Origin of the sequence: Nocardia crassostreae (assembly GCF_001613405.1) — a bacterium.
GTDB lineage: Bacteria > Actinomycetota > Actinomycetes > Mycobacteriales > Mycobacteriaceae > Nocardia > Nocardia crassostreae.
In genome coordinates this window covers 241,755-254,145 of record NZ_BDCH01000013.1, presented here as the reverse complement: position 1 = coordinate 254,145, position 12,391 = coordinate 241,755, and the positions used below count along the sequence as shown (strand labels likewise).

Below are 12,391 nucleotides of genomic sequence, written 5' to 3'. Positions count from 1 at the left end.
GCAAGGCGAGCAGGTAATGATGCAGGTGAATCCCGAGAAGACACCTGCACCAGTACCTGCTGGGCCCTCAGGCAGCGGTCGCGTGGTGGATGATGATGTTCCCGTACGAGTTGTGGGCGATGACCTGGACGAGGTCCTTGTCGGTCGTCGAAGCGACTGGTTGCAGGAGGTTCTGGACGTGGCCGTGCAGGGTGGTCGAATCGACGCGGACTGCGCTGCCCGGACGGATGCCGACCTCGAGTTCGCCCATCGATGTTTCGAGGCGGAGCACTCCGTGTGAGGCTTCGCCGATGCGGATGTCGCCCTTCGCGGTTTTCGCGGTTACGGAACCGCTCGTGCTCTCGACGAGGATGTCTCCCGCGGCGACCTCGAGGTCGCATTCGCCGAGGTCTCCGGCGCCGAGCAGTCGACCCAGTGCGACAGCGCCTTTCAGCCGAGAACCGGACGGCACCTCGATCCGCACCTCGATCGACGCCTTTCCGCCGAACGGCGAGTAGGTCCGCCAGCCTTTCGACGTGGTCACGCTCAGCACCCCATCGGTGAATCCGACGCGCGTCTCCGAGGCGGCCCGCACATCGTCCTTCCTGGCCGGATCGGCAGGCTTGACCTCGACGACGGTGTCGGCGCGGTCGGAAGCGATCACCGTGACATTGCCGCTGAGTACGTCGGCGGTGACAGCGATCGGCTTCGGGGTTTCGTATGTAGGCATGGCTGTACTCCATTGGTCTGAGATCGATTTGGCGTATGAAGGGCCGTCACCGGGCGACAATCCAACTATATGTAGAAGTATACGTATATGCAAGCATGGGGTCTGGTTGTTGCGCGAAGTGTGCTCGAAAGGGCTACGGCCGGGGCTATCCTGAGCCGCGAACGCACAGCCATCGAGGGGTCGCTCGCCGCGGCCGGAGGGTACTCGAGGTGATCGTGGGGATGGGTGAGGTCGTAACGCTCGACCGGCTCCGGCAGGACTTGCGGGAGTTCCCGCGGCTCGCGGAGGCCGGGTACGACCCGGCGGTGATGGATCCGGTGCTACAGGAGCTCGAGAACCTCTGGACCACGTCGATGCTCGGCGTGCGCACGACCACGCATCCGGTAGGACAGCGGCAGCTGAATGTGCGGATGATGAATATCGGTCCGGGTATCGATGCGGTGGGGCGCTGCGGGCGGCCGGCTTGCTGGAGTTCAGCGGCCATCCGATGGAGCGGTTGCTCACCGATATCCCCGCGGCGGTGCCCGCGATCTTCGGCATCGATGTCGGGGTGACCACCGGGCTGGAGAAGGTCTGGCTGATGTTTCCCGAATTGATGAGCGTGGAACGAATACTCGGATTCACCGGCATCCCCGATTCGGCGCGCGCCCACACCGCGCATCTGGAACGCTACGGCGGTCAAATCGCGATAGTCGCACTGGATTTCGCGAATCGCACCATGAATCTGTATTCGCGGGTGTTCGCGCCGGGGCAGCTCACGAGCGCCGATATCACCACCGTGCTGACGGATCTCGACTTCACCGCGGCCACCGATCAGGAATTGAACCTGCTCGGCAACACATTCAATCTGTATCGCACATTCTCCTGGACTTCCCCTGCGATGCAACGCATTTGCTTCCCCGTGTGCTACGAGGCAGCGAACTTCCCCACCCACCTCCACCCCGTCTTCGACCGCTTCGTCTCCAGCGCACCCCATTCCGGCGACGGCCCGCGCCGTTTCACCTTCTACGCCGCATACGGCCCGGCCGACCGCTACTACAAGATCCAGGCCGAATACACCCCGACCGAACGCGTCGTCTTCCCGGGCGGATCCGAACCTCGGGCGCGCTGACGGTCAGTGCCTGCGCATGGTTTCGATGCCCCACGGCTTGCCGCGGCGACGCGCGAAGGGCGGCGTGCGTTCCCAGGTGTCGTTGAGCAGGCTCGGAATATTGTGGTGCTGGACATTGTCGCGATGCCAGGTCGTGGTCATCATCGTGATCCCGAACAGGGCGGTCACGGCGCACACGATCCCGGCGACCATGGCGTACTCGGTATGACCCGAGGCGGCGGCGGTGAGCGTCATCGCCAGCGTTGCCGAAGCAACCAAAATACAGAAATATCCGGACCACGCGGCGAAACGATTCCGCGTGACCCAACGTGGCGTAGTCAACATACTTTCAGGATAGGAGTTCCGAGACCGCTCGCGGGCTGAGAGGAAATAAAATATGGTCGCGCAGAAATCCTCGAAGAACGACACCTCGGCAACATTCTCCGCCGAGGAACGCGCCGCGATGAAAGAGCACGCCGCCGAGCTGAAGAAGGCCGCCCGCCGCGGCACGAAAGCCACCAAGGCCGACGGCGAGCACGACGTCCTCGAAAAGATCGACGAGATGACCGGATCCGACCGCGCCATCGCCGAACGCATCCACGCCATCATCAAGGACGTAGCCCCCGACCTGACCCCCAAGACCTACTACGGCATGCCCGCCTACGCCAAGGACGGCAAGGTCCTCTGCTTCTTCCAATCCGCCGCCAAATTCAACTCCCGCTACGCCACCTTCGGCTTCAACGACACAGCCACCCTCGACGACGGCACCCTCTGGCCAACCGCCTTCGCCATCACCACCCCCACCCCCACCCCCGCCAACGAGGCGCTGATCGCCGACCTCGTGAAGAAGGCGGTCAGCTGACCAGGCCGAGATTGGCGACCAGGCGGCGGACTCGGGATTCGATGTTGTCGCGGATGGCGCGGATTTCGGCGATGTCCTGGCCTGCGGGGTCGGGGAGGGACCATTGTTCGAAGCGGTGGCCGGAGACTATGGGATCGGTATCGCCGCAACCCATGTCGATGACTACGTCGGCGGCGCGCATGAGTTCGTCGGTCCAGGGTTTGGGGAACTCGGCGGTGATGTCTATGCCGCGTTCTGCCATTGCTTCGATCACGAGGGGGTTCACGGCTGTGTCGGGGGCCGAGCCGCCGGACCAGCCGCAGGCGAGGTCGCCGGTGAGATGGGTGAAGAAGCCGAGGGCCATTTGGGAGCGGCCCGCATTGTGGGTGCAGACGAACAGGACGGCCGGGCCCGTTTGCAGCGCAAGGCCTTCCGCTTTCGCTGCGGCGGTCAGGCGCTCCCGGGCGAAACGCTCGGCCAGCGGTTCAGGATGGTCCGACAATACGGCGAGCCGTTCGAACGAGGAGACGAGCATGCGCTCCACGGTGTCGGCATCGAATATTCCGGCGAACTCCGCGGCGAGCCGCGTCGCCGATTCGCGCAGCGCCGCCCGCGGGCCGATCGAATCCGGAGACGATGCGGAGACAGGGTTCTCGACCATCCTCCTACCCCTTCCACCACCGGTAACTCATCAACCACCCTATCGGCTCGCCCGGACGCTCACGACTCGGCGCGCGCCGGGGGCGGCCGTGACACCACCCACAATGCGGCGGTGAGCTCAGGCGATGGGGCCGCGCCGTTCGAGCAGGACGGTGTCGCGCCAGCGCCCGTCCAGGCGGACGATGCGCTCGCGGACGCCGACGGTGCGGAATCCGGCCGAGTGATGCAGGGCGATGGCGGCGCGATTCTCGGGGAAAATCGAATTCTGCAGGGTCCACAGGCCCGCCGCGTCCGCGGCGAGGACCTGGGTGCGTAGCAGCGCCTTGCCGACGCCGCGGCCGCGCATGCCCTCGGCGACGTAGACCGCGGTTTCGGCCACGCTGCTGTAGGACGCACTCGACGAGACCGCGGTGGCGGCGGCCCAGCCGACCACCGCGCCATCGATTTCCGCTACCCAGCGGTGACCGGGCAGCCACTTCTCTTCCAGCACAGCATGATCGGGCACCTCGGTGTCGAAAGTCGCATTGCCGGTGGCGATTCCCTCCGCGTAGATGCGGCGCACCGCATCCCGGTCCGAGTCGACGAGCGCGCGCACGCTCACATCGTCGGGGATATCGGCCGGACAGCAGGGCTGGGGCGGGAGCACGCCCATGACGGCGTCCGCGGCGTGCGGCAGGCCCGTGCAGCAGGCCGGGTTGACCGTGACGACGGTGCTGGTGCGGTCCTTGTGGACCTTGACGAAGCCGACCTCGGCGAGTTTGCGGACATGGTGGGAGACCGTCGGCTGGCCGATGCCGAGCGCCTCGGCGATCTCCCCGATCGTGGCGCCGCTCGCGCGGGTGGCGACGTGGTGCAGCAGGCGCACGCGCGTCGGGTCGGCCAGACAGGCGAACCAGCTCGCGTAGGTGGTGGCATCGGCGACCGGCAGGTTGTTCGCCCGGAAATCGGCGGGCGCGCCCACGACCGGCATGTCCACGGAGGTCATGACAACACTATATCGATAGATATCGATGGTTGCCTTCATCGACGTCCATCGATACAGTTTCAGACAATATCGATGAGCATCGATGAAATGATGCGCTATGAACGGATTGCCCGTGGTGGTTGTGGGTGCCGGGCCGATCGGCCTGGCCGCGGCGGCGGAGTTGCGGGAGCGGGGGCTCACCCCGCTCGTCTTCGAGCGCGGCGCGGCCGCGGGCGCGGCGGTGTTCGAATGGAATCATGTGCGCCTGTTCTCGCGCTGGGGTGAGCTCATCGCTCCGGCCGCGCGGCGACTGCTCGAGGCCGACGGCTGGATAGCTCCGGATCCGGATACCTATCCGACCGGCCGGGAATGGGCCGGGGATTATCTGGCTCCGCTCGCGATGGCCCTCGGCGACACCGTCGTTCACTTCGGCGCGGAAGTGGTCGGCGTGACCCGGCGCGGCCGGGACCGCGTGGTCGACGCCGGACGCGATACCGAACCGCTGACCGTCCATGTGCGCTCGGCCGACGGTGACCAGCGCATTCTCGCGCGGGCGGTGATCGACGCGTCCGGAACCTGGACCGGGCCCAATCCCCTCGGCGGCGACGGGCTGCCCGCGATCGGCGAAACCGCTGCCGCGCAAGCCATCTCGTACCGGGTGCCCGATCTGGACGATCCGCGGGTGCGTGCCCGCTACGCCGGTGCGCACACGGTCGTGGCGGGCAGCGGGCATTCGGCGCTGACCGCCATCGTGGCCCTGGCCGAACTCGCGCGCCAAGCACCCGGCACCACGCTGACCTGGGTCCTGCGCCGCGGCGAGGTCGGAAACACCTTCGGCGGCGGCGATTCCGATGAGCTGCCAGCCCGCGGCGCGCTGGGATCGCGGGCGAAGGCGGCCGTCGATTCCGGTCGGCTCCGGATCGTCACCGGATTCCGCACGGCCGCGGTCGAACCCGCCGCGGACGGACGCGTCGCGCTGGTCGCCGAATCGGGCGCGCGCATCGACGGGGTCGACAGGGTCGTGGTTCTCACCGGCTTCCGCCCCGAGCTGTCGTGGCTGTCGGAGATCCGGCTCGGGCTCGATCCCGTCCTACAGGCCCCGGTGCAGCTCGCGCCGCTGATCGATCCGAATGTGCACTCGTGCGGCACCGTCTATCCGCACGGGGTCCGGGAGTTGTCGCATCCCGAGCCGGGCTTCTATCTCGCCGGAATGAAGAGCTACGGCCGCGCCCCGACCTTCCTCGCCTTGACCGGCTACGAGCAGGTGCGCAGCATTGCCGCCGCGCTGGCCGGAGATCACGAGTCCGCCGCGCGCGTGGAACTCACCCTGCCCGAAACCGGCGTCTGCGGCGGCGCGGGCGTCTTCGACGAGCCCGACGCGCCCGGCAGCGGCGGCTACTGCGGCCCCGTGACGCCCGAACTCATCACGCTCGGCGCGCCGCGCGGCAACGATTGATGCATGACCGATACCGAAACCCCTTCGCAGACCGGCGCTCTCACCCGCTCCGGTCTGCGTCGCGTACTGACCGTACTGTGCCTCACCGAGATCACCAGCTGGGGCATCCTCTACTCCGCGTTCACGGTGCTGGGTGTCGCGATCTCGCGCGATACGGGCTGGTCGCAGCAAACCATTACGGCCGCCTTCTCGATCGGGCAGCTCGCCGCCGCGCTCATCGGCATTCCGATCGGCCGGGTGCTCGACCGGATCGGCCCGCGGATGGTGATGACGGCCGGATCGGTGCTCGGCGCGGTCGCCATGGTCGTGGTGGCCGAGGCGCCTAATCTGATTGCGTTCTATGCCGGTTGGCTCATCGCCGGAATCACGATGGGCGCGGTGCTGTACTCACCCGCATTCGCCGCGCTCACCCGCTGGTGGGGCGCGGAGCGCGTCAAGGCATTGATGATTCTCACCCTGGTCGCGGGCCTGGCCAGTACGGTGTTCGCGCCGCTCACCGCCTTGCTGTCCGAGCGGACCGATTGGCGCACAACCTATCTGGTGCTCGCCGTCGTACTCGCCGCGGTGACCGTGCCCGCGCATTGGCTCGGCTTGCGCGGACCGTGGCCGCATCCCCCGGCCCCCGCGCACGCCGCCCTCGACGATCACGCCGCGATCGTGCGCAGCCGTGGCTTCCTCGCCCTCGTGATCACGCTCTCGCTGAGCGCCTTCACCACGGCCGCCGCGGTGTTCAATCTCGTTCCGCTGCTTCAGGAACGCGGCTTCTCCACCACCCTGGCGGCCGTCGCGCTCGGCCTCGGCGGCATCGGGCAGGTGCTGGGGCGAATCGGCTACCTGCCCATGGCCGCCCGCACGACGGTCACCACCCGCACCGTCGTGATCCTGGTGGCCACCGCCCTCGCCACCGCGCTGCTCGGAATCGGCACCGGCGTGGCGATATTGATCGCCTTCGCGATCGGCTCCGGCCTGATCCGCGGCCTGTTCACCCTCATCCACGCCACCGCGATCACCGACCGTTGGGGCGCAACACATTACGGGCGGCTCAATGGGATCCTGTTCGCTCCGATCATTATCGTCATGGCCCTCGCCCCGTGGGCGGGGACCCTCTTGTCCTCGTGGACCGGCAGTTACGCGCACGCCTACCTGGTGCTGGGCGCCATCACCGCGCTGTCCGTCATCACGGCTTCTCAGGCGGGATAGCTGTGGATCTCGGTGGCCTTGACCGCCGCCCACAGGCGCATACCGGGTTCCAGGCGCAGGTCCGCGACGGCGGCGGAGGTGATATCGGCGAGGACGGGCGGAGCGCCGTCGAGGCGGACTCGGGTGCTGTGCGCGTGTTGTTCCAGGCCCGCCACGGTGACCTGCCAGGTATTGCGTGGGCTGCCGGAGGGGCGTTCGAGGTGCAGGCTGACGGCGGTGGGCGGGAAGGCCAGGAAGACCGGGCCCGACGCCTCGTCGACGACGGTGAGAGCGCCGCCGGACTCGACGCTGACAGTCGTTCCGGCCGCGGTGCCGCGGAAGAGGTTGAGCCCGACCAGGTTCGCGACGTAGTCGGAGCGGGGACGGCGGGCGATATCGGCGGGCGGGCCCTGCTGGACCACGGTGCCGCCGTCGAGGATGACGAGGCGGTCGGCCAGCACCATGGCGTCGAGGGGGTCGTGGGTGACAAGGACGGTATGGCCGGTGTAGTCGCGCAGGTGATGTGCCAGGTCGGCGCGCACCTGTAGGCGGGTGCTGGCGTCCAGGGCGGCGAGGGGTTCGTCGAGCAGCAGCAATTGCGGTTCGGTGGCGAGGGCGCGGGCCAGCGCCACCCGCTGTGCCTGTCCGCCGGAGAGTGCGTGGGGCGTCCTGTGCGCGTGGTCGGCGAGCCCCACCCGGTCGAGCCACTCGGCCGCGCGTGCGCGGGCCTCGGTCCGCCGCATACCGCGCGCCCGCAGCCCGAAGGCGACGTTCTCCAAGGCCGAAAGATGCTGGAACAGCAGGTAATCCTGGAAGACGACGCCGACTTGGCGGCGTTCGGCCGGGACGAATACCGCCGGTGGCTCGTCCCACACCTGGTCGGCCACGGCAATGCGCCCGTCGGTGAGCGGCAGCAGCCCGGCCAGTGCGCGCAGCGCGGTGGTCTTGCCCGCACCGTTCGGGCCGAGCAGCGCGACCACCTCACCCGGCTCGGCGCTCATGGCGATGTCGAGGCGGAATTTCGCCCGCTCGAACCGCAATTCGGCCTTCAGCGTCATACCGCACCTCGAATCCAGCGTTCCCGCAAGGCGACCAGCACGCCCACCGAGACGGTGAGCAGCACCAGGCTCAGCACGATCGCGGCATCCGGATCCGTCTCCAGCGCAAGGTAGACCGCCAGCGGCATGGTCGTCGTCTTACCGGGGAAGTTGCCCGCGAAGGTGATGGTCGCGCCGAATTCGCCCAGGGCCCGCGCCCAGCACAGCACCGCACCCGCGATGACGCCCGGCAGCACCGAGGGCAGGGTGACGCGGCGGAACGTGTACCACGCCGACGCACCCAGCGTCGCGGCCGCTTCCTCGAAACGCGTGTCGGCCGCGCGCAGTGCGCCTTCGACCGAGATCACCAGAAATGGCATGGCCACGAACGCTTCCGCGATGACGACACCGGTGGTGGTGAACGGCAGCGACACGCCGAACCAGTCGTAGAGGTACTGCCCGAGCAGCCCGCGGCGGCCGAACACCAGCAGCAACGCCACGCCGCCCACCACCGGCGGCAGCACCAGCGGCACCGTCACCAGGGCACGCAGGAGCCCGCGCCCAGGCACATCCGCGCGGGCCAGCAGCCACGCCAGCGGAATGCCCAGCAGCAGGCAGATAATGGTCGCCGCACTGGCGCACACCAGTGAAAGCCGCAGTGCCTGACCGACTTCGGCGCTGAACAACCGCTCGCCCATGGTCTGCCAGGGTGCGCGCACCAGCAACCCGATCAACGGCACGATCAAGAAGGCCAGCGCGCACAACGCGGGCAGCACCAGCACGAGCGGTCGCCGTCCCCGCGCTGCCCGCCGCCGCGCCGAAGCTCCGATCACCGGAGCCCCTCGGAGAGGGTGCTGGCGCGGCTCACGGGGTATCGAAGCCCGCGCCGATGAAGACCTGCTTGGCCTGCGCGGACTTGATGAAGTCGACGAACGCGGTCGCGGCCGCCGCATTCGGGGCCTCCTTCAGCGCGGCGATCGGATAGGTGTTGACCGCCTTGGTCGACTCCGGGAAGTCGATGCCCTCGACCTTGTCCCCGGCGGCCTTCACATCGGTGCGGTACACCAGCGCGCCGTCGACCTCACCCAAGGTCACCTTGGTGAGCACGGCCTTCACATCCTGTTCGCGGGTATCGGGCTGCGGGGTGATCCCGGCGATGTCGAAGACCTTCTTGGCCGCGGCCCCGCAGGGCACCTGCTCCGCGCACAGCGCCAGCTTGGGCTCGGTCTTGCCGAAGTCCGCCAGGCCGGTGATCTTCCCCGGATTACCCTTGGGCACCGCGATTTCCAGTCGATTGCTGACGAAAGTCGCTGGCTCTCCGGCGATCTCGCCTGCGACGACCACCTGCTGCATATTCGTCGGCGCCGCGGAGGCGAACACATCCGCGGGCGCGCCCTGCTTGATCTGTTCCGCCAGCGCCGAACTCGCGCCGAAGCTGTACACCACCTTCACACCCGGATGCGCGGCTTCGAAGTCCTTGCCCAGCTTGGTGAAGGTCTCGGTCAGCGAGGCCGCCGCGAATACCGTGACCGTGCCGGTGATCGTGTCCGATCCGGCCGGAGCGCTCCCCTTGTCGTCGGATCCGCATCCGACGAGTCCGGCGGTGACAGCCAGGGCGGCTACGACCGCGCCGAGTGAGCGGAGTGTCTTCATTCCTCGTCAACTTTCTGGTATCTCGACCACGACGTGGGTCGATTTGACCGAGGCCACAGCCACGCTGCCGACCTCGAGACCGAGTTCGTCGACCGATTCGCGGCTGAGCAGCGACACCAGTCGGAACGGTCCTGCCTGCATCTCGACCTGGGCCATCACCGTGTCTTTGACAATGCGGGTCACGATCCCCCGCATCCGGTTCCGGGCCGAGGCCGCGACGGTGACGCCCGGTTCCGGCACTTCGGTATGCGAGGTGCGCAGCACCTCGGCGAGGTCTTCGCCCCACACGCCTTTCCGGCCGTTCTCCAGCCGGATCTCGGCCAGCCGCCCCTGGTCGATCCAGCGCCGCACGGTGTCATCGCTGACACCCAGCAGCGCCGCCGCGTCACTGATCCGTAAGTTCGTCACGGATGGCAGCATATTGCCGCGCGTGCGGCTTGCAAAGCCGGAAAGGTCCCGCGAAAGCGGAGTTGGAGATTCCTCCGATTCACCCCGCGTCCGAGCGGCGTGATCTCGTAGCCGAGCACATTCGGCCGTGCCGAACGATCGATCTACGGGTGACCGATACCGGTTCCGGGACTCGGCAGCAGTTCGGCGATGAGGTCTTCGACCAACGCGCGGATTTCGTCGCGAATGGGCCGCACCGAGTCGACGCCCTTGCCCGCCGGATCCTCGAGCGTCCAGTCGCGGTAGCTCACGCCCGAAAGTACGGGCAGGCGTCACCGCAGCCCATGGTGATGACGATGTCCGAGGTCTGGACCGCATCGGCGGTGAGGATCTTCGGAGACTGATCGGTAATGTCGATGCCGACCTCGAGCATGGCCTCGACGGCGGCCGGATTGATGGATTCCGCAGGCACGCTGCCCGCGGATCGCACCTCGATGGCGGCCCCGGCCAGATGGGTCAGGAAGCCCTGGGCCATCTGGGAGCGACCGGCGTTGTGCACGCAGACGAAGAGCACACTGGGCGTGGAAGCCATTGGCGGGGTGGGCCTTTCAGGTTGCGGGGATTTCCAGCTCGGCGAGCAGGGTGCGGACGCGAGTTTCGATCTGGTCGCGGATGGCGCGGACGACCTCGAGCGGCTGCCCGTTCGGATCGGGCAGTTCCCAATTCTCGTAGCGGCGACCGGGGTAAATGGGGCAGGCGTCGCCGCAGCCCATGGTGACGATGACATCCACGGCGCGCAGGATCTCCTCGGTCCACGGTTTGGGGAATTCGCGGGCAATATCGATGCCGATCGCGGCCATGGCCGCGATGGCGACCGGATTGATCGCGTCGCCGGGTTCGGAACCGCCGGACCAGGCGACGGCGGCGTCACCGGCGAGGTGGGCGAAATGGCCGAGGGCCATCTGCGAGCGACCGGCATTGTGGGTGCACAGGAACAGCACGGTCGGCTTACCGGTCAGGGCCTTGCCTTCGACCTTGGCCAGGGCTTGCAGGCGCTGCCGGGCGAAGCGCTCGGCCAGCAGCGGCAGGAAGTTGAGCACCGTGGCGCGGGAGGCGAATTGGTCGTAGGGGGAGTAGAGGAACTTCTCGATGGTCTCCACGCCGAAGGTTTCGGCGAACTCGGTCTGCAATCGCACCGCGGCCGTCTTGAGCGCCAATTGCTGGTCGATGCTGAGGGTGCCGTGGATCTGATCGATGTGCGGATGGTCGGTCATGGGGTGCTCCGAGGATCGATGAGCGGGTGTTCGGGATGCGGGACGACGACGTTGTCCGCGGCCGCGGACGCACCGGGGTACAAAATCGCGATCAGGCCGAGTCCGATTGCGCCGCCGACTGTTTGGGCCAGGATGAAGGCGGGTACGGAGGCGGGGGCGATTCCGGCGAAGGTGTCGGAGAAGATGCGGCCGATGGTGACGGCCGGGTTGGCGAACGAGGTGGAGCTGGTGAACCAGTACGCCGCGCCGATATACGCGGTGACGGCGGCCGCGGACCAGGCGGCGCGGCCGGAGCGGGCCAGGGCGAATATCACCGCGATCAGCCCGGCGGTGGCGACGGCCTCGCCGAGGAGATGGCTGGTGGTGACGCGGTGGTGGGTGGATATCTGGAGGGCGGCTTGGTCGAACATGGCATTGGCCAGGAGCGCGCCGGTCACGCCGCCGAGGGTTTGAGCGAGGATGTAGGCGATCAGCTCCCGGCCGGACAGACCCGTTCCGGCGCGGCGACCGGCGAGCCAATCCGCGCCGGAGACAACGGGATTGAAGTGCGCGCCGGAGACCGGGCCGAAGATCAGGATGAGCGCCGCGAGGCCGAGGACGGTGGCGATCGAGTTCTGCAGCAGCTGCAATCCGGTCTCACCGGGTGAGAGCTGTTGTGCGGCAATGCCGGAGCCGACCACAACGCACACCAGCAGTGCCGTGCCGACGAATTCGGCCAGCAGGCGGCGGGCGGCGGCGGTCACCGCGCGATCTCGGCCGGGGTCACGCTGTCGAGCAGCTGCGAAAGCTGCCGCAGCGCGGCCGGTTCGATCCGGTAGTAGACCCAGGAGCCGCGCCGCTCACTGCTGAGCAGCCCGGCTTCCCGCAAGACCTTCAGGTGATGGGAGATGGTCGGCTGGCTGACATCGAACCCCTCGGACAGATCGCACACACACGCTTCCTGCCCGGCGCGCCCGGCCACCACGGTCAGAATCCGCAACCGCACCGGATCCGACAGCGCTTTGAAGATCCCCGACAGCTCGGCGGCCACCTCGGCCGATACTGGACGGCGCACGGTGGGCGTGGCCGCACACGGCTCGGTCACATCCGTGATCGGAAACTCCCAATTCGACATGCATCGATATTGATGGCTATCGAATCA

At 67.7% G+C, this 12,391-nt stretch carries 15 protein-coding genes and 1 pseudogene; 4 read left to right on the top strand and 12 right to left on the bottom strand.

From position 1 onward, the window contains the following. Nucleotides 1-67: 67 nt before the first annotated feature. On the bottom strand, nucleotides 68-709 hold the full coding sequence (locus NC4_RS12305; RefSeq protein ID WP_067536661.1) for a DUF4097 family beta strand repeat-containing protein: 642 nt from the start codon (nucleotides 707-709) through the stop codon (nucleotides 68-70). Nucleotides 710-1,172: 463 nt separating this feature from the next. Here NC4_RS12305 and NC4_RS12300 point away from each other — a divergent pair, with 463 nt between their 5' ends. Beyond that, a complete protein-coding gene (locus NC4_RS12300) occupies nucleotides 1,173-1,820 on the top strand; it encodes an aromatic prenyltransferase (RefSeq protein WP_067536660.1) in 648 nt (215 codons plus the stop codon). Nucleotides 1,821-1,823: 3 nt separating this feature from the next. On the opposite strand, the gene NC4_RS12295 is transcribed toward NC4_RS12300, so the two are convergent. Continuing rightward, nucleotides 1,824-2,054 carry a hypothetical protein gene (locus tag NC4_RS12295; RefSeq protein ID WP_067536657.1) on the bottom strand — a complete coding sequence of 77 codons (231 nt, stop codon included), beginning with the start codon at nucleotides 2,052-2,054 and terminating at the stop codon, nucleotides 1,824-1,826. A gap of 142 nt (nucleotides 2,055-2,196) precedes the next feature. Between NC4_RS12295 and NC4_RS12290 the strand changes: the two genes are divergently transcribed. Beyond that, a complete protein-coding gene (locus NC4_RS12290) occupies nucleotides 2,197-2,661 on the top strand; it encodes an iron chaperone (RefSeq protein WP_067536654.1) in 465 nt (154 codons plus the stop codon). On the opposite strand, the gene NC4_RS12285 is transcribed toward NC4_RS12290, so the two are convergent. Together NC4_RS12285 and NC4_RS12280 are read right to left on the bottom strand one after the other, a co-directional pair. After that, entirely contained in the window at nucleotides 2,654-3,301 is a 648-nt protein-coding gene (locus NC4_RS12285; protein ID WP_067536652.1) for an arsenate reductase ArsC, read from the bottom strand. The genes NC4_RS12290 and NC4_RS12285 overlap by 8 nt on opposite strands. Before the next feature lie 117 nt (nucleotides 3,302-3,418). Further along, nucleotides 3,419-4,285 (bottom strand): helix-turn-helix domain-containing GNAT family N-acetyltransferase, encoded by an 867-nt coding sequence (locus tag NC4_RS12280; RefSeq protein ID WP_067536801.1) that lies wholly within the window; start codon nucleotides 4,283-4,285, stop codon nucleotides 3,419-3,421. Between the two features lie 97 nt (nucleotides 4,286-4,382). On the opposite strand from NC4_RS12280, the gene NC4_RS12275 reads away from it, so the two are divergent. Together NC4_RS12275 and NC4_RS12270 are read left to right on the top strand one after the other, a co-directional pair. Then, nucleotides 4,383-5,720, top strand: a complete 1,338-nt coding sequence (locus NC4_RS12275) for an FAD-dependent oxidoreductase (RefSeq protein ID WP_067536650.1) — start codon at nucleotides 4,383-4,385, stop codon at nucleotides 5,718-5,720. Between the two features lie 3 nt (nucleotides 5,721-5,723). Beyond that, entirely contained in the window at nucleotides 5,724-6,920 is a 1,197-nt protein-coding gene (locus NC4_RS12270) for an MFS transporter (RefSeq protein WP_067536647.1), read from the top strand. Here the strand turns inward: NC4_RS12270 and NC4_RS12265 are convergent. From NC4_RS12265 to NC4_RS12230, 8 genes and pseudogenes are all read right to left on the bottom strand, one after another. Beyond that, nucleotides 6,908-7,957, bottom strand: coding sequence for an ABC transporter ATP-binding protein (locus tag NC4_RS12265; protein WP_067536644.1), 1,050 nt, complete (start codon nucleotides 7,955-7,957; stop codon nucleotides 6,908-6,910). The genes NC4_RS12270 and NC4_RS12265 overlap by 13 nt on opposite strands. Next, nucleotides 7,954-8,766, bottom strand: coding sequence for a molybdate ABC transporter permease subunit (gene modB / locus NC4_RS12260; protein WP_439957498.1), 813 nt, complete (start codon nucleotides 8,764-8,766; stop codon nucleotides 7,954-7,956). Before modB ends, NC4_RS12265 begins: the two co-directional genes overlap by 4 nt. 34 nt (nucleotides 8,767-8,800) lie before the next feature. Beyond that, nucleotides 8,801-9,589 carry a molybdate ABC transporter substrate-binding protein gene (gene modA, locus NC4_RS12255; RefSeq protein WP_067536639.1) on the bottom strand — a complete coding sequence of 263 codons (789 nt, stop codon included), beginning with the start codon at nucleotides 9,587-9,589 and terminating at the stop codon, nucleotides 8,801-8,803. A 6-nt stretch (nucleotides 9,590-9,595) separates the two neighbouring features. Next, entirely contained in the window at nucleotides 9,596-9,997 is a 402-nt protein-coding gene (locus NC4_RS12250) for a TOBE domain-containing protein (RefSeq protein ID WP_067536798.1), read from the bottom strand. Nucleotides 9,998-10,140: 143 nt separating this feature from the next. After that, a pseudogene (locus NC4_RS12245) lies at nucleotides 10,141-10,568 on the bottom strand (arsenate reductase ArsC). Nucleotides 10,569-10,584: 16 nt separating this feature from the next. After that, nucleotides 10,585-11,250 carry an arsenate reductase/protein-tyrosine-phosphatase family protein gene (locus NC4_RS12240; protein ID WP_067536637.1) on the bottom strand — a complete coding sequence of 222 codons (666 nt, stop codon included), beginning with the start codon at nucleotides 11,248-11,250 and terminating at the stop codon, nucleotides 10,585-10,587. Beyond that, nucleotides 11,247-11,993, bottom strand: coding sequence for an aquaporin (locus tag NC4_RS12235; RefSeq protein WP_067536634.1), 747 nt, complete (start codon nucleotides 11,991-11,993; stop codon nucleotides 11,247-11,249). The genes NC4_RS12240 and NC4_RS12235 overlap by 4 nt, the downstream gene beginning before the upstream one ends. After that, nucleotides 11,990-12,364 carry an ArsR/SmtB family transcription factor gene (locus tag NC4_RS12230; RefSeq protein WP_067536632.1) on the bottom strand — a complete coding sequence of 125 codons (375 nt, stop codon included), beginning with the start codon at nucleotides 12,362-12,364 and terminating at the stop codon, nucleotides 11,990-11,992. Before NC4_RS12230 ends, NC4_RS12235 begins: the two co-directional genes overlap by 4 nt. Between the last annotated feature and the right edge of the window lie 27 nt (nucleotides 12,365-12,391).